This is a genomic window from Vibrio gigantis (genome assembly GCF_024347515.1).
GTDB classification, from domain to species: Bacteria; Pseudomonadota; Gammaproteobacteria; order Enterobacterales; family Vibrionaceae; genus Vibrio; species Vibrio gigantis.
Window position 1 is genome coordinate 61,110 of the sequence record NZ_AP025493.1, and the last position, 23,072, is coordinate 84,181.

A 23,072-nucleotide genomic window follows, 5' to 3' on the forward strand; every position below is an offset into this window, starting at 1 on the left:
GAGGTAGGTTTCAGGCGTGCAGGAGTACTGAGCGATTGTGGTGTTCGAAGAACTAAATAAAAGATAGAGAGCTTGATACCCGGATTCGGAGCAGGAATTCACGAAATAAAGCGATCCGGTTGAAAACCAGCGGTCAGGATACGAGTTAAATGGTTAATTTAGACTAGACTCAATTTAGTGACCTTTTTAAATGGAGTTTAGAATGAGAACTGTATTCCTGTTTATGATCTGGCTTTGGTCGTTTTCGATTTTTGCAGCCTCTGAATTAACTGTGTTCGACCACTCTGGACAAAAGCATGGATTGAGTAGAGATCAGCTCTTATCACTTCCTCAAACAGAAATCACCACCACATTGCCTTGGGTCGAGGGTCTAACCGTTTATAGTGGTGTGACGTTACAAACTGTGCTTGAAAACATGGATCTACCCATATCACCGAAAGTCACTTTCGTGGCATTGAATGACTACAAAATTGCCGTGCCCAAAGAAGATTTTGATACGTATGAACCCATCATTGCGATAAAAAAGAATGGTGAGTTTATGTCTGTGAGAGAAAAGGGCCCTTATTGGTTAATTTATCCACTCTCTGCGAACCCTGAGACCGATACACCTGATTTCCATGCCAAAATGATTTGGCAGATTCGTGATATTCATCTGTAGAGGTTAATTATGAAGAAGCTGTTGTCTATGGCTGCAATCAAAGTCGTTGTTTTATCTTTGGCCGTGGTTGTTCTATCCGTCAATATCTACAGTGTTACTCGGATTAATGACATCAACAAGAGCTTCTCCAACCGCCAAAATGAGGCCACATGGTTTGTTTTTCAACTCGTTAAAGAGTATGCAAACTTCTTGATGGTTAGCCACGCAAAGACGATTGATTATGATGAGCTTTGGTTGGCTTATGACATTACATGGAGTCGCTTTGATATTCTGATAAACAGCACTGAATCGTCTAATTTTATTCGGTCAGCAAACTTTAAGCCTTACTTTACCGCTGAGTTTGAAAAATTTAAGTCGCTAGAATCGTCAATCAAATTGGTCAGCCAAGGTCAATTACCCAAAGAATCGCTGCAGAAGAAAGTCGACATCTGTTACACCACCTTGGTCGAGTTCATTAACGACAAGTTTCGATTACAAAGCCCGGTTATTGAAGAGAACACGTCCATAGTAGGAAAATTTGTTGTTATTCACCAAATCAGCAGCGCCTTTCTTGTCTTGATTTTGTTGATGACAGGCATCATTTTCTATCTCGATTTTTCGATCAAACGAAAACTTCATTCGACCGATTTTATTACTGGCTTTCGCAATCGAGTCTCGCTCATGCAATTCGTTAAGAACAGCTATCCAACAAACGGTAATTTCGACCTCTACTTTGTACGAATTAGAAACCTCAACGAGATTAACCAAAAGTATGGGCTTGAATATGGAGATTTGGTGGTGAGTTCAGCCGCTAAGTCGCTGACGGCAAAGGTTCCGGAAAGTACTATCTCGTTTCGTAGCAGTGGCAGCCAATTCTTATTCTTTATTCCCGAACAGCTGTATACGAGTGATGAAATACAGGAAAAATTTAACGGTGTGCTCAAGGATTATATTTCGGCGGGCAATTTAGAATTGATGATTGACGCTGTAGTAAGGCATAAGAAGAATATCAGCTCTAAAGATATGATGGAGCTATTAACGACGATGCAGAGCTAGCCTTCTTCATAAACGCTATGCTTAAGCGTTAGGCATTATTTGCGTTACGTTGAACTATTATCCCGCTTTACTATCATCGCTTTTTACCATCCTTTGTTTACCTCCTTATTCAATGTGTAGCCAACGAGAACTCCTGCACTGCTGAAGCTAGTTCTAGCTATAGTGGGTTTCTGTGCTTGAACAGTAAAAAAGGCTTTGAGTTTATTGCTTTTGGGTCAGTGCAACGATTCGCTCGTTAGCTCTCGAGCTGGTAACAGATTGTGGGTTTAAAATTGCTTGCGGGTTATGGTTTCGAAAAAACTCGATGAATTCTAGATAAGTGAGTGGTTGACTGAAGAAGTAACCCTGTATTAGATCACAGTTAGCTTGTCTGAGGTAATGATACTGTTCTATGGACTCAACCCCTTCTCCGACGACTAACGTGTCACAAGAGTGGCCTAAGTTAACCATAGATTCGACCATCTTACGGTCGGCTTTGTCATCTACAATATTATCGATAAAACTTTTATCGATTTTTAGCTCATCTACAGGGTAGTGAAGTAGTTGATTAAACGCGGTGTAGCCCGTACCGAAGTCGTCGAGGGAGACCTTTAAACCTAAGCTTCTGAGGCTCTCAATAGTTTGTACTGTGAGCTTGGTGCTTTTCACATAACTGGTTTCGGTTATTTCTATAATAATGTTGCCAGGTGACACTTGATAACGTTCAAGTACTTTACGGATGTTGTCGGCAAAATTGCGGTTGTAGAGCTCCATTGCCGATATATTAATAGACAGAGTCCCCTTATATTTGTGAAGCTCTGAGAGCTCTTTATAGTTTTTTATTGCGGTTCCAATGACCCACATGTCGAGTCTGGCGATAAGGTTACTTTTCTCAGCAACAGGGATAAATTCTTCTGGTCCTGCATCGATATCAAATAAGGCTGGGCAACGAATCAGGCACTCTGCGCCGTCTATCTGAAGCGTCGTTGCATTAAAAATGGGCATAAAGCGAAGTTCAAAGTTGTCACTTTCGCAGCACTCTAGCAGCCTTTTCTCTACTACATCATGGCGTTCCAATGTATGTAACAACTCTTCACCGTAAACAATACGACTTTCACCATCACTATGGGCCTTCGCATTAACCAACATTTCATCGATGCATCGGTGCCAAATATTTTCGAATTTGGGTGTGTCGAGCCGCAAAACGCCTGTTGCGAGTGATAACCGGAACCCGTAGTAGTCTAAGAATGTCGTACCCGTCAGTGTATTGTTGATGTTCTCTATTTCTTCGTTTATCAGTTGATGCTTATCCGTCTCTAAAATAGCGATAAACTGGTTTCCTCCCAGCCTCGCTAATGAATAATCACTGCAACTAAAGCCCAAAGATGATTGTTGGTTTTGCAGTGTCTCTTTCAGAGCTTTAGCTAAACTTATCAGTACATTATCACCAACTTTTGCTCCGTAGAGATCGTTGATTTTACGAAAGTCGATAATGTCCCAGCAAACTACATAGCAGTTTGAGTTCATTGAACTCTTTAGACGTACATCAAGGTGTCGGATGAATGAGCGTCGATTGGCTAACTTGGTGAGTTGGTCGAATTCGGCTTCAAACTTCAATTCTGTTAATGAGTCGATGTAAGCGTTCTTTAAACCATCAACTTCACTTTGCCCTGATGAACGCTTGAAATATCTAAGCTTGAGTCCCCCAATAGATATCTCTTGTAGCAAGTCTTTAAGCGGACGTACGAGTTGGTAACGCACCACTAAATGCACGATCAACATGATCGTAAAGAGAGTACCAAAGCCACCTAACAAGGTTTGTTTGGCGATGATGGCTTTCTCATGGTTGAACTTTTGTTCTCGAATATTTACCTGCGCGATGAGATGACGGCTATTCATCTGGACATTAATATTATCTTGGGTTTGCTCAATTGATTTGATAACGAATTGAGTACTTTCAATGTTGGCAGCATCTGAGGATGGTTCAATTAATAACTGAATATTGTCATCATCATTGTATTTGATAAGTAAGCTAGAGAGTTGCATCAGAGGCCCGTCAGCAATCAAGATGTAGCGATTTAAACTGTTACTTGCGCGTTTGTCTTGAGGAAGTAGGTATGGGTCTATTGCCGCAACATAAGAATATCTGAGCTCACCACTGATCGAGATATAAGAGAAGCCTTCATAGGAGAGTTCATTCTTGCTGATTAACGAGGTGTATATGTCGAAGACTCTTTCGTAAACCTTATCAGGGATTTTTAATCCCTCGAAAGGATCGGCTCTAAGAGTGGAAAGTGTTAATTTGAACTTAGGATCCACGATATAAACATTACGTTGCCCAAATTGATTAACGTGATTTTGGCTTAATACGCGAAGTACTCTTTTTTCCAATAGCGACAGAGTCGTGTAGTCACCAGGGTTTTGAATGTAGCGAAGGAATTGTAATGAAGACCCAATATCTTTGACCAGTAAGGATAAGCCGAGTTGCTCGTATTCCGCAGCAACTAAAGCGGTGTTCACATCAGACTGCACTTTGTCTAGGTACATATGCTTCGCATGGTTTGAAGCGAAGTTGTACGACACTATTCCCGCGATCAGAAAGACAAACAGTAGCGTTGGTAAAAGTACGAAATAGAGCTTCTTCAATACTGGCATGCGTTATCTCAAACTGTCGACAATACGATTGCGAATTTGAATACTACTTGGTTCTAACGGCTGATAAAGGTAGCTGCGATCTAATACTGCTTTACTTGGGAAAAGCTCGGGATCGTTTTGATACTCCTGAGAAGTCAGTGCTTTTGCTTTTGAACTTGGCGTTGCAAACCATGAATCCATTGCATTTTGAGCGGCGATTTCGGGTTGCGATAAAAAGGAGAGAATCGTAGTTGCCTGTGGAGATAGCTCTCCGTTGTTAATTGCAGCCATACATTCTAACCATAAGGTTGTTCCTTCTTGAGGCACTGTGTAGGCCCAAGATGCTTCAGGTTCAGCATCATTAAGTACATAGCTGTCACCTGAATATCCGTAGGCGAGGTCGATATTGGCTAGACGCTCCAGCTGGTGGATGTGGTCGATGACATACTCGTTGCTTTCAAGGTGTGGTTTTTGCAATTGTAGCGTTTTATACGCAACACGAAGTTCTTGTTCGTTATTGGTAAATGGATCAAATCGATTGACCAATAATGCAGTGCTCACCAAGTCGGTGGGGTCATAGTACATACTTATACGGCCACTTACTTTTGAGTTGGGTTCAAGAATCGCCATCCAAGACTCTGGGGTGGAGACTTTATCACTACGGTATAGGATACCGGATGTTCCCCAAGCGTAAGGAATGCCATACTCACCACATCCATCTGCCCATCTGGGATCAAAATTGCTTTCAATGGATTGTTGTAAGTCACTAAGGTTATGGAACAGATTTTGTTTGGCTAATGCCTTAAGTTTTACGCTTTCGACAATGACCAGCTCAAAAGCGCCTCGACGTTCGCTTAACAGAACTTCATCTCTGATTGATTCATCCGAGAAGAATTGTTGCTTTAGTGAGATGCCGTAGGTATCACTTAACTGGGTAATGACACTGTCAGATAAAAACTCATCCCAATTGTAGAGGTAAATATCATTCTGTTGGCCAAACGTTGTGCCAGTTAAAAAGCATGATGACGCAACAACTGAAACATAGAATGTCTTCACTGACCGATTCCTTTCGTACCGTGACTAACTAAATCGTAGCCTAAATTTTGAGACATAGTTCAAATTTAGGCCTCTAATTTTACTTCAACCCCATGCATTGCATACAAATACCAACTTTCTGCAAACCAATGAAAACGAAAAATGAGTGTTGGGCACAGGATCACAAGTTAAATCAGGGAAATACCTAGCTTTAGCTATCAAAATATAAAAAGTACTCATTGAATGGCTCCAATTTCCCAATTGAATTCATATTTTCCTGAATTGGACGGATGAAAATGAGTAGTCTCTCTGATTACTTTGGAATAAGCACACTATTGCTCAACTACTTGCGCATGTTTTCTTATATTTATGCAATAATCAGGCATTAATTAAGCAACAAGGAGGTTGGTTTATGGATGCAGGTTTACTCGGTATTTTCATTACTGTGGCAATTGCTCATTTCTTGGCACTGTTAAGTCCAGGGCCTGATTTTGTCATCGTGGTAAAAAGTGCGGTTCGAAATAAAGGTAAAAAAGCGTTGGGTGTTGCATTAGGTATCGCCAGTGCGAACGCGGTTTATATTGGTTTGTGTCTCATTGGAGTCGGTTCTATCTTGGCGGCTTCGGTTTCAGTCATGATCGCGTTAAAAATAATTGGCGGTTTGTTTCTTGTGTACTTAGCTGTTCAAGCCATAAGAGCAAAAAAGTGTAATTACAGTAGCATTGATGTGTCAGATACAGATATTTCCAGTCAAACTACTTTCGCAAAAGAATTCGTGACTGGTTTTCTATCGGGAATTCTAAATCCTAAAAACCTGTTGTTCTATTTGAGCCTATTCACTGTTGTTCTAAACAATGATGTCGGTTTTATGTTTAAATTGGGGTTGGGAATTTGGATGACAATGGTTGTGTTTATCTGGGATGCAGCGATCATCTTCCTTTTATCGGCACCTAAAGTTCGACGAGAATTTACGCGTGCAGCCTATTACATTGATAAGGTGACAGGGGTAATGCTAGGCTTACTGGGGCTAACCATTGTGAAATCTGCTCTGGTTCGTCAATAGATTTAGTCGCGTCTAATTATTCATTAAACTCACGTTTGTGGCACGATACGACGCTTATTTGCCACGAACGTGTGCTTGTTAATTTTCCTATCAGAGTTAGCCAAGTCTCAAAGGTTGTTTTAGCCTTATATTCAACCTTCTGTTGAACCTGATAACTCTTTTCATCACTCTTTGTTTATCATTCCCGACTTCTTAAATAAGCATTAATAATGTTGCCGCTAAATACTTGTCGCACGATGTATTTGTGCTTATTGTAGTCAGCAATATTTAACCCGTACTCGAGGTAGGAATCATTGTGGATTTAGAAATATACCAAGTGGATTCGTTCACTACCCAAGCTTTCAAAGGCAACCCTGCAGGTGTCTGCATTTCTCAAGAGTTACTAGATGAGTCGTTGATGTTATCTATTGCTGAAGAGATGGCGGTACCTGAGACGGCTTTCCTCGCGCTGGATACCATGACGCTGAAGTGGTTTACGCCAGAAGTGGAAGTAAAGTTGTGTGGTCACGGCACACTGGCTACTGTGCATGTGATGAAAGAGCAGGGGTTAGCCAAGGTTGGCAACAAAGTCGTTTTTAATACTTTGTCTGGGGAGTTAACTGCCACAGTTTGTGAATCAACTATCGAGCTTGATTTCCCGGGCACTCAGTTATTGAGTGCAGAACCTGACTTAGCTCTCTTAGAGCATTTGGGCATAGCGCAAGACCAAGTAGTGTCATTCATGGAATTTGATACTAAGCAGTTTATCGAGGTAGCTAATGAGCAAGTGCTCTTGGAGCTGTCACCGAATTTTGATGCTTTAAAAACAATGGCAGGCAGAGGTGTGCTAGTGACGTCTCTATCATCAAGTGCAGATCTTGATTTTGTTTCTCGTTATTTTGCCCCTTGGGTCGGGAACAATGAGGATCCTGTTACTGGCTCGGCACATTGCGCTTTAACGCAATATTGGGCTGATAAACTCGACAAATCGTGTTTTCGTGCATACCAAGCTTCTCGCCGCGGGGGCTATGTGTCGACTGAACTATTAGCTAATGGTCGAATAAAGTTAGTGGGCTCAGCCAAAACAGTGATTAGCGGTCTGCTAAAAATTTAATGGACTTGTAGTTTAGAAAGGTGGGGGCTAGGTTGTTGATGTGAACTGCGGTTTCATGTCGAGAGGTTGAATTTAACCCGTCCGAATATTGTAAAAGGAATCACAGTGTCAGCTTTTTATTTGTCTCAAGTTTTAGTCGCCATTGCGATTTGCTTTGACCTTATGTCTTTCCAATTTAAGGAGAGGAAGAAGATCGTAACCTGCCTATTTTTCGCAGGTGTACTGATTTCAAGTCACTTTATTCTGCTAGAACAGTGGACTGCAGCATGCTTGATGATTATTGCGACTATTCGTTATTTAACGAGTGTGTTTTCTACATCATCTAAATTCAAATATCTGTTTTGTTCACTGTCTGTCATTGCGACAGCCTTTACTTTCTCAGGGTTAACCAGCGTATTGAGTTGCTGTGCATCAATGTTCCAAACATTTGCTGCTTTTAACAAGGATGACCGTAGACTTCGAGAGCTAATGATCATCGGCACCAGTTTTTGGCTTGTTCATAATTACTTAGTTGGCTCTCCAACAGCGGTTGTTATGGAAGCCTTATTTATTGGTAGTAACTTGCTTGGCTACTATCGCTTTTACTTCAGAAAGAATGTCACGGCTTAGTATACGCACTGCCAATCATCCCCATGTTTCAGTACAAATTAGGAGAGCTTATGTCAAATATTTACGCGGATATCCCTCCATCAATGCCCAATGAAATATTCAATGACTTGATAGCGAATGACAATATTCGGATAGAGAGGATACTTTCACATGGACACAGTTCTCCTGAGGAGGGTTGGTACGATCAAGAGGAGCATGAATGGGTTCTGGTGCTCGAGGGGCAAGGCGTTATCGAATTTGCTGATGGTCGCATTGTTACTTTGTCTAAAGGGGACTACCTCAATATTCCCGCCGGTGAAAAGCACAAGGTGTTAGGTACGGACAAAGACTCTGTCACGATATGGTTAGCGGTGTTTTACCGTTAATTTTCGGATAGGGAGTAAGAGCTTATGTGGCTAAAATTTCAGGTTTTTCATCAGAGAATGTCGGTACAGAGGCAAAACGAAGAATGGCTACTTTATCGAGAGTCGGAAACATCGATACGAGCTCGAGTTTATGATGTGATCATACCTTCTGATTTAGCAGAGGAAGAATTAGCGCGTTATTTAGCGGATATTTATCATGAGTTTGCTTCAGAAAAGTACCCATCAGTGACACGTATCCTTTAACAGGAACAGTGAGTGTCCCAATACAGCTCTGTATTAACTGATACGTGATTATATCCAATAGTTAGAATCTAAAAGCGACCAAAGGAAGAGAGTGTGGTTAGAATTCGAAATTATCAAGAAAGTGATGCTAAAGCGCTTTGGGAGATCTTTTTCTACACAGTTCGCAATGTGAACATACAAGATTATTCTCAAGAGCAAGTTGAGGCTTGGGCACCAAGTGGTTTTGACTTTGCGTTATGGCAAAAGCGTATGGACGGGTTAAAGCCCTTTGTCGCTGAGTTAGATGGTCATGTCGTTGGCTATACTGACCTACAGCCAAGTGGTTTGGTCGACCATTTTTTTTGCCATCATGAATATCAGGGACGAGGTGTTGGCCGAGCGTTGATGGAGCATGTGTTCACGATTGGGCAAACTCGTGGGGTATCAAGATACTTCTCAGAGGTAAGTATCACAGCGAGGCCTTTCTATGAGCGTATGGGCTTTAAAGTAGTGAATAAGCAGCAAGTCGATATGCGTGGAGTAACGCTAACGAATTTCGTGATGGAAAAGGTTGTCGACCAGTAGGCTTACGTTAAGAGTGAAGATTGTGAAGAGGGATAGGCCTAAAAGGATTATTAAACCTTTTTAAGGGTAAATTTTGCTGATCTATTGATATTGTCGATGAGTCCAAATTGTGTGCTAGCCAATTTGTCCTAATCTTAAAGACTGAATCAATACAAGGAGTGTTGTTCATGAGTCATATGAGTAGATTAAAAATATATACCTTAGTGTCGATGTTTTCTTTTGCAATTGGGGTGTTAGCCCTACAAACCGGTGTCTCTGGGGTGTTTCCGCTCTTTGTTGTCGTTATTTCATTCTTTTCTTTTGTCATCAATTCATTTCTTTGTTTATTCGGCCATAAATATGAGAATGCCAAAGAATAAGTCTCGAAAATGATTGTCAAAAATCTCCTCTAAATCTCAATTGTGGGACAGATATTGATGATGTTTTTACTATTGCCTTAAGATTTCCTATTTAATTTCAATGTACTATTCGGTTCGATTGAAAAGAGTGAGGGTAGTAAGTGGGAATCGAAGCTTTAGCATTTGTTATGGATGCGCTAGTCACGGCATGTTGTATGTACATTGCATCTAAAATGTCGTTTGTGGTGGCGGATTTTAAGTCTCTTCTAACGATCGCGATTATCGTATCTTTAGTCTCTATGATACCGACAGTAGGCTGGGTTTTAGGACTGATACTGTTCGTATTCCTACTTGGAAAGGCAACGCATTCGAGTATTGGTGATTGTATTTGGGTGGTGGTGTTTACCAAAGTGGTGTCTATGGCCGCGTTCCTGATATTCGGCCGACTGTTTGTATGACCCAATATCCACTTAATATCTAAAGTAATAAGCCAAAATCTATTGTTCGCATAGACAAGAGGCGTGACATTGTCACACCTCTTAAATATGTTTTACGTCCACTGTGTTGTCTGTTACTTAGGTAACAGTACAGCGTCAATGACATGTATCACACCGTTGCTCGCCTTAACGTCTGCCGTTACGACATGAGCTTTATTGACCATCACAGCACCATGATCAGTACTAATTGTGACTGGCTCACCCTGTACGGTGACTGCGCTGTCTAGTTTGACCACATCTTCAGCCATTACTTTTCCTGGCACCACATGATAGGTGAGTACTGCGACCAGTTTGTCTTTATTTTCCGGCTTCAATAACATGTCTACCGTGCCTTCCGGTAGAGCGGCAAACGCTTCATCTGTTGGTGCAAAAACAGTATAAGGGCCTTCTCCTTTCAGTGTATCCACTAATCCTGCCGCTTTTACTGTCGCCACTAACGTTGTGAAAGAGCCGTTTTCTACTGCCACGTCCACGATGTCTTTTTTCATACCAAGATGATCAGCATGGACAGCCGTTGATAAAAGAAGTGTTGCGACGAACAGTGACAGGCTTCTATACAAATTCATAAACATATTGGGTTCCTTTCATTTTTTCCGGTATTTCCGATGCTTGTTACGAAAATCCAAGCACGATAGATCAAATCTTCGTCGCGCTGGAGGCTTTGTTGTGTACCTGATACTCAATAAAGTAGAGATGTAGAAAGGTTGGATACTTGTTGTAACTTAAAATTTGTACATATATTTAATGGGTGATTATTCAATAAATGGATGTGAATATGAGGTCTGTTTTACCTGTAGTACTTTCCGCGGCCATTTCTATGCCGGCGTACAGTGGATTAGCTCCTAGTGAGGGCTTTAGTGGTAACTTTAGTGTTTTGGCTGGGTTCTATTCTGACAGCAGTAATTTGAGTACCGAACAAGACTCAAATCAAGCAACCAATACGATGGAAGGTGACAGTGAGAATCAAGGTTTACTTGGTTTTCTCGGAACCGTTAAATACACCTTTGGTGAATCCCTTACTCACCAAGTTTATGCCGGTACCACCCGAGAAGATATTGCGACCGGTACCATTGCCTTTGAGATTGGTTATCGACATCAACTCTCTGGCGGTACCATATTAGATGTTTCCGTGTTACCGACACTCATCTCCGGCAAGGCTTGGTCGGATCCTTACGCTGTTGGTGTGAATCGAAACGAAACCGATGTAAAGGGTAACGTGGGACGTCTACAACTGACAAACATCGGAGGCACCGCTTTCCAAACTGACTTCGCTATTGGTGAGTCTGATGTTGATGACGAGTTTTCAGGGAGTCAAAGCTTACCTCCAGAAGATGCAGCGCTCTTAGATAGGGAAAGAACCTATGTGTATGCGAAAGCTGGGTATCGCTTCATATTGCCAAACCACGCTGGCCTGTTGGTTCCTTCCATGGTGTATTTTAATTCAGACGCGGAAGGACGAGCGCTCAGTTTTGATAGCTACGGTATTGAGTTGAACTACGCTAAGCGAATTGGCCGTCACGGTTTTGTTGTTACGTTAGATGCGAATGATCGTCAGTACGATGAAGCCAATCCAATCTATGGAAAAACTCGTGAAGAGAACGAGTACGGTGCCTTTTTAGCGTATGAATTTGGTGGGTTATTGGGTTACAAAGATTGGTCATTTATTACATTACTTGGTCTAAGGACCATTGATTCCAATATCGATTTTTATAACTCTGAGCAGGTATTAGCAAGTGTCGGCATCGACTATAAATTTTAATGCAGAGCCATCACCATAGCTGTGTAGTTACATGTTAAGTTTATTATTTCGGGCACTTACACCTTTTGAGGTTGTAGGTGCTTGCTGCTATCCGTAATATGAAATTCAGACGACACATTGGAACTTATTAAGGAAGCGATTTGGATATACAAATTAGACATTTAGAAGCAACGGATAGCCAAGATTTATTCGATATTTATCGTCGTCCTTCGGTTTCAGAAAACACGTCACAAAAACCATATCTCAGTTCTGACCAAGTGGATCGGCTATTTGGTCATTCAGGCCATTTTACTTTAGTTGCTGAATCGTCCGAGAAAGTCGTAGGCCACATTACCTTGTTTATGACGACTAAGGTAAGGGACCGGCACTGCGCAGGCCTTGGTATTGCCATTCATCCGGATGTTCACGGGCAAGGGGTTGGCAAAGCTTTGATGCAAGAAGCCATCAATCAGGCGGACAATTGGCTAAACCTCGTCCGCCTAGAGTTAGAGGTTCATGCCGATAACCACGCTGCGATTGCGTTGTACGAACGCGTAGGCTTTCAGTTAGAGGGCACTAAGCGATTGAGTACCTTCAAAAACGGCAAGTACATTGATATGTTGTTGATGTCTAGAATAAAGCCTGAATATCTGGCAACTAATTAACGACGTGTAAGTCGATAATGTGTTAAAAACTTTAAGCCGCCCGGTGAGACTAGCGGCTTATATATTCAGTGCGTAATTGACTTAGTTAAGGTAAAAAACTCTTCACCCGATAGAGTTTTGACCTTAACGTATAGCCTGTGGTTTACACTAGCGATATTGCCCTTAAGTTCAAATTTTAGCAGGCGACAACTATCTGGTAATTCGTGCATATCATTGCGCTCTTTCATCGCCTTTATCGCTAAGATCCCACTCTCCTTGTTACAAACTATGCTGCTTTGGATCACTGTTATGTCTGCGAGCGATGTAAATGAAACCGCTACCAATGGCAATATAGCTTTTGCTTTTGTCCTAGGCACTTACTGTCTTTCTAAGCTTATGGTTTTCGTACCAATAGCCGATGGTATAGGTACAGATGGTGATATCCGTTATTGCAAATGGGATGAAGCTTGCATTTAAGTGTGCCGTTTCTGGGTTAAGGAAGTTAGAAACGAACAGGTACACCATAAATAGTTTTTCTAGGAATGAGTAGAGGATAATCGACTCTCTCCAACGACGTACGTATGCTGAAGCTGCAATAAAAAAGCCCATTAAGCCAACCATGATTCCCCAGTGCCTGAATAAGAACACGTAGTTAGAATCATAGGGTAGGTTGTTCATGTCATGTAAGGCAGTTTCTGGGTTGATTGCGTAAATACCAGCATACATGGTGACCAAGCCACCAATGACTAAGAAAGGTTTGAGGAAGCGGTTAAAAAACATATCAAGTTACCTTTAGTCAGACGATCAGTTCAAAGCCAAAATATTGATTTCAACACGGCGATTACAGGCTCTGCCTTCTTTTGTGCTGTTATCGCAAACCGGGTAACGCTCACCATAACCTCGAGTGACCACTCGGCCTGAGGCAACCTTCTGATTAATAAGGTAACGACCAACAGATTCAGCACGTTGTTCAGAGAGTGTTTGATTACTTGAATCATTACCTGAGTTATCTGTATATCCCTTAATATCCAAGCGCGTATCAGGGTATTCATCCAGAACAAGAGCCACGCTGTTTAACGTTTGGTAGATATTGGATGATAAGTTGTATGACCCAGACTCAAAACCAATGCCATTCTCCATTACCAACTGAAGCTCCTTTTCATTGATGCGTTTAACTTGTACACCTGAACTTACCAGTTGCTCACGTAATGCTTGTTCCTGCTTATCCATGTAATAACCAGCACCGCCGCCGACAACACCACCAATAGCAGCACCGCGCAACGCGTCAGAACTGTTGCCTGTCGCAGCACCAATTGCTGCACCTGCTAACATACCCACTAAAGCACCTTTAGTTGCGGAGTTAGTTTCGGTTTCACCAGTAGTTGCATTTTGTCGTTGAGTGGCTTGGCAGCCTGAAAGTAAAGTAGCGATAGAGAGGGTTACGATTACACGTTTCATCGAATTTATACTCTTTATTAGTGAGAGACTAAATTTAGTTATACCTATGAGTGTTATCTTAATCGTATTAATATAAATAATGATCAGAAAAAATACTGCAATTAACTCTATTTAAAGGTTGAAATTCTACTTTTATAAATATCGATTTTAAAAGTAGGATGAGGGCTCTTTATCATTGTATTTGGTTTCTGTAATCAGTAAATATACTCAAAGACTATTTGTTTATCTTGGTTCTAATTTTTAATGTGTCTAATTTCTCTTGTAGAGAAGTTCGTACAATATTGATACAGAATCTGTATAAAGGGTGATTGTGGTTTCGTTCTAAGTAGTAAATCGAGTGGCTCATTTGATCTGGCGCTAGCTCGTTTAACCAAGTTGGTTGGATGCAATCAATTGTATTAGGACACATAGATGCAGAAAGTGTTTCTGTAATGGCTAAAATGTCTGAATGCTCCGCTAGGCATGTTAAAACAGACATGCTGGCAGAACGATACTTAAAGTTAAAAGTCGCTGGAGAACGACGCTCAAGTATCGCGTTAAAGTCAGTGAGTCCTGGAACAAGAATCCCGCCAGTTACGTATTTAGTGAAGCTTTCTAATTTGTAGTTTTCATCTGACCATGGGTGGCCTTTTCGCATGATAACAATGGGTTCACTTGAGGTTAGAGCAACAGAGCGTATAGACTTCGGTGTGTCGATTGGGCCGAAGTTCAACCCGATATGCACATCACCATTTTGGAGGTCGGTGAATGTTCTATCTGTCCAAGTCGTAATGTTCAATCTCGCTTTTGGGAACGAGTTAAACACAACGGAGCTGGTTAACTCTGTTGCAATCGCTTCAAGGAATACGCTTGAAACTGCGATTGTGAGTTCACCATCGAATTTGCTTGGGTCTTCAAAGATGTCCGAAAAAATTCGATTGTCGAGCGCATCGAGTTGCTCATTTAAGCCTAAGCCAATAGCATCCGCTCTATGGGTCGACTGTAGCTGACCATTCGCTGAATAAAATAACTTATCGCCTGTATAATCGCGCAGTTTAGCTAATGTTTGGCTGACCGCAGACTGACTAATACCCAAAGCAGAAGCTGCTAACTTTGTGCTTCGGTGAATATAAATAGCATCAAAGACTCGTAGGTAGTTTAGGTTTACTTGTTCATTATACTTTTTGTACATATAAACACTCACTTGTTTCTATTAGCTTAATAAAAAATCGATCGAATAAGTAATGCTAATTTATTGTATAAGTAGCTAAGAGAACTTCATATAAATATAGTGACGACATCTTCTTAAGTATCAGTCTCGGTATATATTATGAAAAATATTAAAATAGCTTCTCTTTCTCTAATAAGTACAGCTTTAGTGTTAGCTTCAACTTCAGTTATCGCGGAGCAAAACACTCATGAGTATCATGACGCTGACCCTCGAAATAGTAGTTTAAGAGCCGCAGTATTTTCTGACGATGAAGGTGAATTAAAACTCCTAGCTGGTGGAGGTGCTTCAGGACTCACGAGTGATATCTCTCAAACCGTTGGTTTTGCTGAATACTACACTCAGTCTAAGAATGCACGATTGAGAGCCGCTCACTTTGATTCTTTTGGTGGTGTCTATGTTGACGTTTATCAATTGAAAGACGCCGCTAACATGTATACCACGGGTTACATGCTACCGTTAGGCAGCGAAGATGGAACTTTGTTTTTCCCTTCATTGAACTATACCTATGTCGATGGTGGTGATGCTTATTCAACATTGAACGGACTAGGCGCACCTTTAGAGGGTAATGAAGAAGCGCACTTGGGCTCTGTTAACATGTACGCATTACACCCTTGGAACGATACTCACTTTTCTGTATTCAATATTAATCTTGGCTCATCCTACGGTGGTGCTGAAATGCAGGTGGCTAATTTGATGTGGCTGCAAGGTATTAAAACTAAGGTTCAAGACAAAGATTTCAACATCATGTTCGAATTTAAATACGACGTAATTTCTGTTCAAAATGAGCGCGGCATTGATGAAACTTCAGAAGAAGTGACCGCCTCGGTTGGTATTGATTACCGCTTCTAATATCGATAACAAAACGCTGAACTTGAGAGTTCAGCGTTTAAGTTCAACATTAGAAAGTGAAGTTTGCACCAACGAAGTGGATGCTTCCTTCAAATTCACCTTGAATCTGAGTATATGGCTTGCTGGAACGGTCAATTTCCATCGTGCCAAAGTCTGCGTATTCATAGAAAATATCGACACGAGTTGAGTTCCAATATGTACTCGCCCCCACTGAATAACGGTATTGTTCACCTACAGGCAAGTCGACCCATTGCTTCGTTGGGTCATCCTGCGGGGAAGTCTCGTAAGAGAATCCAGCTTTAAGATCCCAGGCAGAGTTAAGTTGATAATCGACGCCCACTGCGAATTTCCACACATCTTCCCAGTCACGATCTATTGCTTGTGGAAGAGCTGGGGCTGAATTTAGTGTGTCGTTGTAGACGGGAGTCTCTGAGAATTCGCTCCATTGGTGGAATTGAATGGACGATAATAGAGTTACTTGAGCATTAACGTCGTAGCTTGCGCTGATGTCAGTTATTGCTGGGACAACAAGTTCAGTACCCACAATCGCATTGCTACCATTGACCAGAGAGGCTGAGATGTCATCAAAATCATGAATCAATTTCGAACGGTAACTAAGACCTAAAGCCCATTGCTCGGCTTTGTACATTGCTCCTGCATTGTACCCAAACGCCCAATCGGTACCCATATCCGACTCAAAGCCAGTCGTACTAACTTCAATTAAACCGTAGTTTATTTGCACACCAGCTGCGATCGACCAGTTGCCATCTAGTTGGTAGCTGATATTTGGGTTTAGCTGCAGTGCCGACATGAACGCTTTATCCAAATGGTTAGCGCCGTCCCAGTCATTACCATACTCAATAGAAGAGCCGCCAATCGCACCAAAATTGATTCCGACGTGTGCACTTTCAGTTACTTGACGTACATGGAAGATCCCAATCGATGGCATCAAAGTCTCTGCACTTGCATCGCCATCTGGGGTATTTAGGAGGCTGCTATCTTTAGATGCATCGGTATAGTCCATTTGGAGATACAGTGCCATCGTGTTGATGGTTGTTTTTTGTTCGCCCATGTGGCTCATGGTTGCGGGGTTGGTGTAGCCAGCAGTCGCCGTTTCAGTATAGACACCGTCACCAGCCCCTGCAGTACCAGCATTAGCAGTGACAGCTTCTTGGAGTAATAGACCGCTGGCATTGGCTAAATTTGAAAAGATAAGTAAAGCGAGAGCAGTTTTTTTCATTTTTTTTCCTGCAGGTTAGCCTTGAGGGCATGGATTAATAAACTGCAGATAGTGTAGGGAAGGAGTGGTTGGAGATATTCAGTATTTTTTCCGTATTGCATAAATTTCAGATGTTCAAAATTCGCGACATAATATGAATTAGATACGAGTATTAGCCTAAAGCTAGCTCGCGTAGTCGGATTTCAAGAAGGATGGAAACTCAGCAGCCTATAGGGGAGACACATCATCCTTGATGTAGCTGAGTTTCCAATATGAATAAGTAGTGATAGGAGACTAGTAAGCGCAACGCATTACTAGATAAATGAACACGGTCAGTAGAATTAGTTGGCTCTTTTTTCTATGCGTAATATCTACGAAATCGCAAATTTTGTGAAATGTATCCATAATCTTACATGCTATACAGGAAGTAAATTTGAGCTTTCATTCGGATGATGATGCCGCGAATGACATTCAAGAAATTCAAGAATGGGATTGGTTTTTCTGCATTAACCCAAGCAAGCCCAACTGCACCAACGGGGATGTCATAGCCATCTGGTTCTGATATGCGTAAACGAACAAAGTGGTGCTTGTTCATCACGTTCTTACCTGTTGTTGCACGCACATTCGTTTCACGAGCAAGCAACGAACCTTGAGATTCGCCAGTCGCTTCAACTATGCCTTCTACACGAGCATTAAATACTTTCCCCGGGTATATGGCGGTAGCAAACTCAGCTTCTTGTCCAACTTTGATGTTTCTAAATGCCTGATGGTTAATTCGCATCAAAACAAATTTCTCATCGCTGTACATTTTCAATCGAGGCATGGCACCAACAAATTGTCCTTCACGAGCCATAAAGTTAGTGACATAGCCATTACTCGGTGCGTAGATTTTTGTTTGCGATAGATCCCATTCAGATTGGGCTAAGGCTGCCTTTTTATTTTGAAGATCGGCCTGCTTACTAATCTCGGAAATCTGTGATTTTTCAATTAAGTTGAGGTTTTTATTCGCAGTAATCTCCGATTTTTGATATTGCGACTCGATAATTGTGAGTTGGTTTTTCGCAACTTCAACGGCTGTTCGTTGTTGATCAAGCACGCTTTCAGTAATGGTACTTTTTACTTTGGCATTTTGGTCGACATAGCGCTTCAGCGTGCGCTGCTTTAAGGTTAAGTCTTGTTTTGCTGCTGCTATCTGGTTGTTGATGATTTCAATATCTTCAAGTGAAGCTTGGTAGTTTGTCTTTGCTATGGCGATATCTTGTACCGCGGATTTGTGAGCCATCTCAGCAATCGCAAGTTGCGCTTTAGCTTTGTTGACGGCGATAACGTATGAGTCATCGTCGAGTTCGTATATCAACTGGCCCTTTTTAATTTCACTGTTTGGTGAGATGTGAAGCGCTTCGATATTCCCCGTCACTCTAGTTGAACCAGGGCGCAATTGAATGTGTGGTGATTGCACAACAGAGCCCCCAGAAAGATCCATTGGTGCCCATGTGATCAATCCAACCCATACGAAGACAAGCCAGATAGACCCACCGCCATAAGCAAACACTTTAAATGGTTTGGTCCAAGGTATTCCAACTAGACGAAGTAAATAGATAAACAGTGCCCAAACCGCTAAACCTTCTAACATTGTTATTCTCCTGCTTCTGTCGTTTGAGTTGGTGCGGTGTCATGCCAAATATGACGAATGCGGCGGATGCTTTTTTCGGTATCGACAAACGCGATAATCACGGCTAGCACCCAAACCCAGTGCCAAATAAAGCCAATCCAGGTGAGGATAGTGACTAAGCCCATCTGACCATGTTTCTTCTTGTCTGCGTGGTGGATAGGGAGCTCATGGAACTTCCAAAATGCATACAACGCACCTAAAACCGTACCGACAAGTACCAGTCCTGCGACCACATGTAAGCCTGTGTCGAACGCAGTATCGACAAAAGGCATGCTAATTAAACTCATAAAGCTTCCTAAAATGGGTGTTAAAAATTTGAGCTAGAGTGAATTCACTTTGTGTTAGTGAACGAATAGAGGAATGGTACGGAGCTAATAAAGTGTGTGAATCAGTAAAAATACGGCTCGTAATTGCTAGTCGAGGAAAAAATGATCTAGAGCTTATTTAGTTGAAAATTTGAAGTGACTTAGACGACAAAAATAAGCCTGACATATCAATGACAGGCTTATATCAATGCACGTGTGAGCTGTGATTAGCTTTAGAATCGTTTGGAAATCAATGCCGTGAACGCGATAAATGCGATACCCATCAGCATGACCTCGCCTTTGCCGCTATCAAAGCCTGCTTTTACGCCCATGAATGCAACGATTGCGATAGCAAAAGGGATAACGTATTTAACAAGTGCGTACCACAAGTTGAATAGAGGGAACGAAACTTGGCCGTTGTTGGTAATTTCGTTTTCTAGGTCTTTCTTGTTTAATCTCCAACCCGCAAAAATACAGATGAACATGCCACAAACCGCTAGGAAGATTTTGTCGGTAAGCAGGTCGAAGATATCGAATACACCGGTATCGAATAATTTCGGACCAATGCCTCCAAGAGACAATGAAGAAAGTACACACATACTGATCATTGTAATGCTTGATACCAACACAGCCTTAAAACGAGTCATCTGCTTTTCATCGATTAGGTACGAAACGGCGACTTCTAGCAAAGAAACTGAAGACGTTAATGCTGCGACACTTAGGCCAACGAAGAAGAGTAGGGCGAACAGTAGGCCAATTACACCACCCATCTCAGCAAATAGCTGAGGTACAACAACGAATACTAATCCAGGACCTGCAGCGGGTTCCATACCAAACGCGAACATTGCAGGGAACATGGCGACACCTGCTAGCAGCGCTACACCGCTATCCATTGCTACTACCATCGCGGTTGTTTGTACTAGGTTCTCTTTCTTCTTTAAGTAGCTACCGTAGGTGATCATACAACCTGTTGCTAGGCTTAGTGAGAAGAAAGCTTGGCCCAGTGCTGCAAGCACAACGTTACTGTCTACCTTTGAAAAGTCAGGGCTGAATAGGAACGTAAGGCCGGCACTTGAACCTGGTAGCGATAATCCTTTGATCGATACGATCACCAAGATCATGAACAGCATTGGCATTAGGATTTTGCCTGCTTTTTCAATACCACCTGAAATGCCCTTCATTACGATAAGCACATTCAACATGAGGTAAACGCTCATCCACATTAGTGGTTCTACTGGCGTTGAAATAAAGCTTCCAAAGCTATCGCTGATTAATTCTGGCGCGCTGAGAAGGCCCGTCGCTACTTTGTAGATGTAGGCGATAGACCAACCTCCGACAACAGGGTAGAACCCCATGATTAATAGACCACTTACCACACTGATCACGCCGGTAAATGTCCAACGTCGGTCGGTCGTTTTGAATGCACCGACCGCTGATTTTTGAGTGTGTCGACCGATAGCAAACTCGGTCAGCATAACGCTAAAGCCGATGACGATAACAAAGGCTAAGTAGATCAGAACGAAGGCACCGCCGCCACTCTCACCTGCCGTATAAGGGAATTTCCATATGTTTCCAAGACCAACAGTAGAACCTGCTGCTGCCATAACAAAGCCAAGCTTTGAGCCCCATGTATCTCTTGAGTGTGAAAGGTTACTTGCCACAACATCTCCGAAAGTGTTCTGAATAAATGATTGAATTAGATTGTGCTTTTTTGACGATAATGAGAGCAATGTGATGTTCCTAATGCCACATAACTTCAAACCGCCGCGCAGTGTAGGGGGCGAAAGTGCGAAGCTAAACCGTAGAATTACGGTATCAGCCTTCTTTGACTCTGCCATGGCGACGCTTTTTAGTAGGGGATAAACGCTGCTAGTTATTAGGGAAAGGGGGGCATGTAGAGGGTGGGGGGAGTTGGCAGCTCGAATACCTTCAATGAGCTACCAACACGATTTTAAACTACACTGATGTGCGTTTTATTAGCTTAGAAAATAGAGAGCCTAGAGCCTTTTCGCCGATGACTTTTTGTACAATAGTCATGAGCTTTGCATCTAACGTCGTTTGATAACTCAGCTTAGGCTTAGTATCAAATCCAGCTTTGAGCATGTGGTTTACAGTGGATTCGGGTGTTGCCCCTTTTCTATAGGCACCGTCTAAAAATTTATGAGACTTGTTGACGACCTCTTTATATTCTGCAATTTGATTGGTCTCTTTCATATCTTGTAGTTGAATCGTATCAAGCTCTGTTTGAACACAACCTGGCTCGATAGTCGAAATCTGGATATTAAAGTCTGCAACTTCTTGAGATAGCCCTTTAGCCATACCGTTTAGTGCATGTTTCGATGCTGAATACCAAGAGTTCATGCTGGTGGAAACACGCGCTGCGATAGAAGTAGTAAAAATGATACGACCTTGATTTCTTTCTCGCATATGTGGCAATACTGCGCGAGCAAGGCGAGCTGCGCCATAAACGTTTGTATCAAATTGAGCATGGACCTTTTCTATCGGTGTTTCTTCAACAGGGCCTGCGATTGGGTAACCAGCATTAGAATAAACAATATCAATATTGCCTACTTCTGAGATCATTTGGGTTACAGCAGCATTTACCTGCTCTTCATCACGGACATCGATCTCTAAAACGTGTGCTCCCAATATTCTCAAATCGTGCATGTTCTCAACGCGTCTAGCACCGCAGTAAACGGTGTGACCTTGCTTGAGTAGCGCAATGACCAGATCTTTGCCAATACCTGATGAGGCTCCAGTAACAAGAATATTTTTGATTAACATAGATAAGCTCCAAGAAAGTAATTGGGAAGCAAACCTTATTATATGCAGCGACGTTTGCACTTTTATCAAATGAAGGGCTGATAGTCATTAGAAACATATTGAGATAATAGGTTTACTGATACTTTAAATTAATTTATGAGCTTGCTTTTGTAATCAGTAGTATTACGGAAATAACGCCTATTATTTGGAAGTAACAGGCGTCCTACTTAGTAGAATGTTGGAAGTGTTAGTATAGTTAGGAAGGTTATTGTTCGATTCCTAGGCCATTACGAAGTGCGAACTGAATGAGTTCTGTATTGTTCTCAAGCTCTAATATGTCGATCATACGATATTTATGAGATTCGATGGTTCGGGGGCTTAAGAATAGCTTTTCTGCACACTGTTTTGCGGTAAACCCTTGAGCGAGCAGTGTTAATACAGAGCACTGCTTAGGTGATAATAGAAGAAGCTTCTCACCTTCATTTGCATTAGTCGCTTGGTCTTGTTTTAGGTTTCGAGCCATTGTTGAGTGCTGCCAGTAACAAAGCCAGATATCGCAAATAAGCTTAAGACGTTTCATGTCTTGATCTGATAGTGGCGATAACTCATTGTTAAATCTGGAAAAGGATAGCGCCCCCCAATCTTGACCAAACAGTTTCAGAGGGATGATGCCATGCCAACGCCCACCTTCCGTATACAGTGTTCTGAGGACGGATATCTTGTGGTCACTCATCTCTTGTTCGCTAAATGTCAGCCAACGTTTTTTGGTTCTTAGTTGTTTTAAATAATCTAAATAATTGCCACTAATAAAGCTCTGTGCGTTGAGTTCTGGAACCCCCTCACGAGCGATAGTAACGGTCTTTCCGTCGTTTAGCATGATCATTGAGTTGGGGAAAAGCGTGACTCTATCAATGTCAAACCAATCTAATACAGAGTGCGCGATTCTTTGCCAAGTCATGTCAAAATCTTTGGGAGGCGAGCCAATTAATGCGTCGGATTGTTCCGTCACTAGGTCTTCAAAAGATATTTTAGTGGTATTTGTCATCAAAAATAATCAGCCTCAACAGTAATAATACTAAACAAACTAGCGTTTTTTAGGGC

At 41.9% G+C, this 23,072-nt stretch carries 25 protein-coding genes; 13 read left to right on the forward strand and 12 right to left on the reverse strand.

From position 1 onward, the window contains the following. Positions 1-202: 202 nt before the first annotated feature. Both OCV56_RS16410 and OCV56_RS16415 read left to right on the forward strand, forming a co-directional pair. Positions 203-658 carry a hypothetical protein gene (locus tag OCV56_RS16410; RefSeq protein WP_086713793.1) on the forward strand — a complete coding sequence of 152 codons (456 nt, stop codon included), beginning with the start codon at positions 203-205 and terminating at the stop codon, positions 656-658. A gap of 9 nt (positions 659-667) precedes the next feature. After that, positions 668-1,693: a GGDEF domain-containing protein gene (locus OCV56_RS16415; protein WP_086713794.1), complete on the forward strand. Its 1,026-nt coding sequence runs from the start codon at positions 668-670 to the stop codon at positions 1,691-1,693. Between the two features lie 201 nt (positions 1,694-1,894). Here OCV56_RS16415 and OCV56_RS16420 read toward each other — a convergent pair whose 3' ends face one another. Together OCV56_RS16420 and OCV56_RS16425 are read right to left on the reverse strand one after the other, a co-directional pair. Further along, positions 1,895-4,327, reverse strand: a complete 2,433-nt coding sequence (locus tag OCV56_RS16420; RefSeq protein ID WP_086713795.1) for a putative bifunctional diguanylate cyclase/phosphodiesterase — start codon at positions 4,325-4,327, stop codon at positions 1,895-1,897. Positions 4,328-4,330: 3 nt separating this feature from the next. Further along, complete coding sequence (locus OCV56_RS16425; RefSeq protein ID WP_086713796.1) at positions 4,331-5,362, reverse strand: polyamine ABC transporter substrate-binding protein; 1,032 nt, start codon at positions 5,360-5,362, stop codon at positions 4,331-4,333. A gap of 391 nt (positions 5,363-5,753) precedes the next feature. On the opposite strand from OCV56_RS16425, the gene OCV56_RS16430 reads away from it, so the two are divergent. The 8 genes from OCV56_RS16430 (at position 5,754) to OCV56_RS16465 (ending at position 10,074) form a co-directional block, all read left to right on the forward strand. Then, on the forward strand, positions 5,754-6,404 hold the full coding sequence (locus tag OCV56_RS16430) for a LysE family transporter (protein WP_086713797.1): 651 nt from the start codon (positions 5,754-5,756) through the stop codon (positions 6,402-6,404). A gap of 295 nt (positions 6,405-6,699) precedes the next feature. Further along, positions 6,700-7,497 carry a PhzF family phenazine biosynthesis protein gene (locus OCV56_RS16435; protein ID WP_086713798.1) on the forward strand — a complete coding sequence of 266 codons (798 nt, stop codon included), beginning with the start codon at positions 6,700-6,702 and terminating at the stop codon, positions 7,495-7,497. A gap of 105 nt (positions 7,498-7,602) precedes the next feature. Next, on the forward strand, positions 7,603-8,106 hold the full coding sequence (locus tag OCV56_RS16440; protein WP_086713799.1) for a YgjV family protein: 504 nt from the start codon (positions 7,603-7,605) through the stop codon (positions 8,104-8,106). A gap of 50 nt (positions 8,107-8,156) precedes the next feature. Next, the gene (locus tag OCV56_RS16445) at positions 8,157-8,471 is read left to right on the forward strand and encodes a cupin domain-containing protein (RefSeq protein WP_086713800.1); all 315 of its coding nucleotides are present in this window, start codon (positions 8,157-8,159) and stop codon (positions 8,469-8,471) included. 24 nt (positions 8,472-8,495) lie between these two features. Further along, positions 8,496-8,714, forward strand: coding sequence for a DUF7661 family protein (locus tag OCV56_RS16450; RefSeq protein ID WP_061031062.1), 219 nt, complete (start codon positions 8,496-8,498; stop codon positions 8,712-8,714). A gap of 93 nt (positions 8,715-8,807) precedes the next feature. Then, positions 8,808-9,278 carry a GNAT family N-acetyltransferase gene (locus OCV56_RS16455; RefSeq protein WP_086713801.1) on the forward strand — a complete coding sequence of 157 codons (471 nt, stop codon included), beginning with the start codon at positions 8,808-8,810 and terminating at the stop codon, positions 9,276-9,278. Between the two features lie 167 nt (positions 9,279-9,445). Continuing rightward, positions 9,446-9,637: a hypothetical protein gene (locus OCV56_RS16460; RefSeq protein ID WP_086713802.1), complete on the forward strand. Its 192-nt coding sequence runs from the start codon at positions 9,446-9,448 to the stop codon at positions 9,635-9,637. A 140-nt stretch (positions 9,638-9,777) separates the two neighbouring features. Beyond that, positions 9,778-10,074: a hypothetical protein gene (locus tag OCV56_RS16465; protein WP_086713803.1), complete on the forward strand. Its 297-nt coding sequence runs from the start codon at positions 9,778-9,780 to the stop codon at positions 10,072-10,074. 113 nt (positions 10,075-10,187) lie between these two features. Here OCV56_RS16465 and OCV56_RS16470 read toward each other — a convergent pair whose 3' ends face one another. After that, positions 10,188-10,685: a fasciclin domain-containing protein gene (locus OCV56_RS16470; protein ID WP_086713804.1), complete on the reverse strand. Its 498-nt coding sequence runs from the start codon at positions 10,683-10,685 to the stop codon at positions 10,188-10,190. A 203-nt stretch (positions 10,686-10,888) separates the two neighbouring features. Here OCV56_RS16470 and OCV56_RS16475 point away from each other — a divergent pair, with 203 nt between their 5' ends. Both OCV56_RS16475 and OCV56_RS16480 read left to right on the forward strand, forming a co-directional pair. After that, positions 10,889-11,872 (forward strand): DUF2860 family protein, encoded by a 984-nt coding sequence (locus OCV56_RS16475; protein ID WP_086713805.1) that lies wholly within the window; start codon positions 10,889-10,891, stop codon positions 11,870-11,872. A gap of 140 nt (positions 11,873-12,012) precedes the next feature. Further along, positions 12,013-12,516: a GNAT family N-acetyltransferase gene (locus OCV56_RS16480; RefSeq protein ID WP_086713806.1), complete on the forward strand. Its 504-nt coding sequence runs from the start codon at positions 12,013-12,015 to the stop codon at positions 12,514-12,516. 348 nt (positions 12,517-12,864) lie between these two features. On the opposite strand, the gene OCV56_RS16485 is transcribed toward OCV56_RS16480, so the two are convergent. The 3 genes from OCV56_RS16485 to OCV56_RS16495 form a co-directional block, all read right to left on the reverse strand. Continuing rightward, positions 12,865-13,275, reverse strand: a complete 411-nt coding sequence (locus OCV56_RS16485) for a hypothetical protein (protein WP_086713808.1) — start codon at positions 13,273-13,275, stop codon at positions 12,865-12,867. A gap of 24 nt (positions 13,276-13,299) precedes the next feature. Next, positions 13,300-13,953 (reverse strand): OmpA family protein, encoded by a 654-nt coding sequence (locus OCV56_RS16490; protein ID WP_086713809.1) that lies wholly within the window; start codon positions 13,951-13,953, stop codon positions 13,300-13,302. A gap of 214 nt (positions 13,954-14,167) precedes the next feature. Continuing rightward, a complete protein-coding gene (locus OCV56_RS16495) occupies positions 14,168-15,124 on the reverse strand; it encodes a LysR family transcriptional regulator (RefSeq protein ID WP_086713810.1) in 957 nt (318 codons plus the stop codon). Positions 15,125-15,262: 138 nt separating this feature from the next. Here OCV56_RS16495 and OCV56_RS16500 point away from each other — a divergent pair, with 138 nt between their 5' ends. Next, positions 15,263-16,012 carry a hypothetical protein gene (locus OCV56_RS16500; protein WP_086713811.1) on the forward strand — a complete coding sequence of 250 codons (750 nt, stop codon included), beginning with the start codon at positions 15,263-15,265 and terminating at the stop codon, positions 16,010-16,012. Positions 16,013-16,061: 49 nt separating this feature from the next. Here the strand turns inward: OCV56_RS16500 and OCV56_RS16505 are convergent, their stop codons facing one another. The 6 genes from OCV56_RS16505 to OCV56_RS16530 form a co-directional block, all read right to left on the reverse strand. Next, positions 16,062-17,252: an OmpP1/FadL family transporter gene (locus OCV56_RS16505; protein WP_086713812.1), complete on the reverse strand. Its 1,191-nt coding sequence runs from the start codon at positions 17,250-17,252 to the stop codon at positions 16,062-16,064. Positions 17,253-17,640: 388 nt separating this feature from the next. Continuing rightward, the gene (locus OCV56_RS16510) at positions 17,641-18,864 is read right to left on the reverse strand and encodes an HlyD family secretion protein (RefSeq protein WP_086713813.1); all 1,224 of its coding nucleotides are present in this window, start codon (positions 18,862-18,864) and stop codon (positions 17,641-17,643) included. Positions 18,865-18,866: 2 nt separating this feature from the next. Beyond that, complete coding sequence (locus OCV56_RS16515) at positions 18,867-19,190, reverse strand: MFS transporter (protein WP_086713814.1); 324 nt, start codon at positions 19,188-19,190, stop codon at positions 18,867-18,869. 251 nt (positions 19,191-19,441) lie between these two features. Then, the gene (locus OCV56_RS16520) at positions 19,442-20,869 is read right to left on the reverse strand and encodes a sodium-dependent transporter (RefSeq protein ID WP_086713972.1); all 1,428 of its coding nucleotides are present in this window, start codon (positions 20,867-20,869) and stop codon (positions 19,442-19,444) included. 295 nt (positions 20,870-21,164) lie between these two features. Then, entirely contained in the window at positions 21,165-21,992 is an 828-nt protein-coding gene (locus tag OCV56_RS16525; protein ID WP_086713815.1) for an SDR family oxidoreductase, read from the reverse strand. A gap of 244 nt (positions 21,993-22,236) precedes the next feature. Next, positions 22,237-23,016 carry a response regulator transcription factor gene (locus OCV56_RS16530; RefSeq protein WP_086713816.1) on the reverse strand — a complete coding sequence of 260 codons (780 nt, stop codon included), beginning with the start codon at positions 23,014-23,016 and terminating at the stop codon, positions 22,237-22,239. Between the last annotated feature and the right edge of the window lie 56 nt (positions 23,017-23,072).

Bases quoted from the DNA above. Each gene is read 5' to 3' on its own strand.
- OCV56_RS16470 (WP_086713804.1), bottom strand. From the start codon at position 10,685: ATGTTTATGAATTTGTATAGAAGCCTGTCACTGTTCGTCGCAACACTT.
- OCV56_RS16415 (WP_086713794.1), top strand. From the start codon at position 668: ATGAAGAAGCTGTTGTCTATGGCTGCAATCAAAGTCGTTGTTTTATCT.
- OCV56_RS16485 (WP_086713808.1), bottom strand. From the start codon at position 13,275: ATGTTTTTTAACCGCTTCCTCAAACCTTTCTTAGTCATTGGTGGCTTG.
- OCV56_RS16500 (WP_086713811.1), top strand. From the start codon at position 15,263: ATGAAAAATATTAAAATAGCTTCTCTTTCTCTAATAAGTACAGCTTTA.
- OCV56_RS16475 (WP_086713805.1), top strand. From the start codon at position 10,889: ATGAGGTCTGTTTTACCTGTAGTACTTTCCGCGGCCATTTCTATGCCG.
- OCV56_RS16515 (WP_086713814.1), bottom strand. From the start codon at position 19,190: ATGAGTTTAATTAGCATGCCTTTTGTCGATACTGCGTTCGACACAGGC.
- OCV56_RS16490 (WP_086713809.1), bottom strand. From the start codon at position 13,953: ATGAAACGTGTAATCGTAACCCTCTCTATCGCTACTTTACTTTCAGGC.
- OCV56_RS16505 (WP_086713812.1), bottom strand. From the start codon at position 17,252: ATGAAAAAAACTGCTCTCGCTTTACTTATCTTTTCAAATTTAGCCAAT.
- OCV56_RS16445 (WP_086713800.1), top strand. From the start codon at position 8,157: ATGTCAAATATTTACGCGGATATCCCTCCATCAATGCCCAATGAAATA.
- OCV56_RS16510 (WP_086713813.1), bottom strand. From the start codon at position 18,864: ATGTTAGAAGGTTTAGCGGTTTGGGCACTGTTTATCTATTTACTTCGT.
- OCV56_RS16460 (WP_086713802.1), top strand. From the start codon at position 9,446: ATGAGTCATATGAGTAGATTAAAAATATATACCTTAGTGTCGATGTTT.
- OCV56_RS16495 (WP_086713810.1), bottom strand. From the start codon at position 15,124: ATGTACAAAAAGTATAATGAACAAGTAAACCTAAACTACCTACGAGTC.
- OCV56_RS16450 (WP_061031062.1), top strand. From the start codon at position 8,496: ATGTGGCTAAAATTTCAGGTTTTTCATCAGAGAATGTCGGTACAGAGG.
- OCV56_RS16430 (WP_086713797.1), top strand. From the start codon at position 5,754: ATGGATGCAGGTTTACTCGGTATTTTCATTACTGTGGCAATTGCTCAT.
- OCV56_RS16530 (WP_086713816.1), bottom strand. From the start codon at position 23,016: ATGACAAATACCACTAAAATATCTTTTGAAGACCTAGTGACGGAACAA.
- OCV56_RS16410 (WP_086713793.1), top strand. From the start codon at position 203: ATGAGAACTGTATTCCTGTTTATGATCTGGCTTTGGTCGTTTTCGATT.
- OCV56_RS16420 (WP_086713795.1), bottom strand. From the start codon at position 4,327: ATGCCAGTATTGAAGAAGCTCTATTTCGTACTTTTACCAACGCTACTG.
- OCV56_RS16525 (WP_086713815.1), bottom strand. From the start codon at position 21,992: ATGTTAATCAAAAATATTCTTGTTACTGGAGCCTCATCAGGTATTGGC.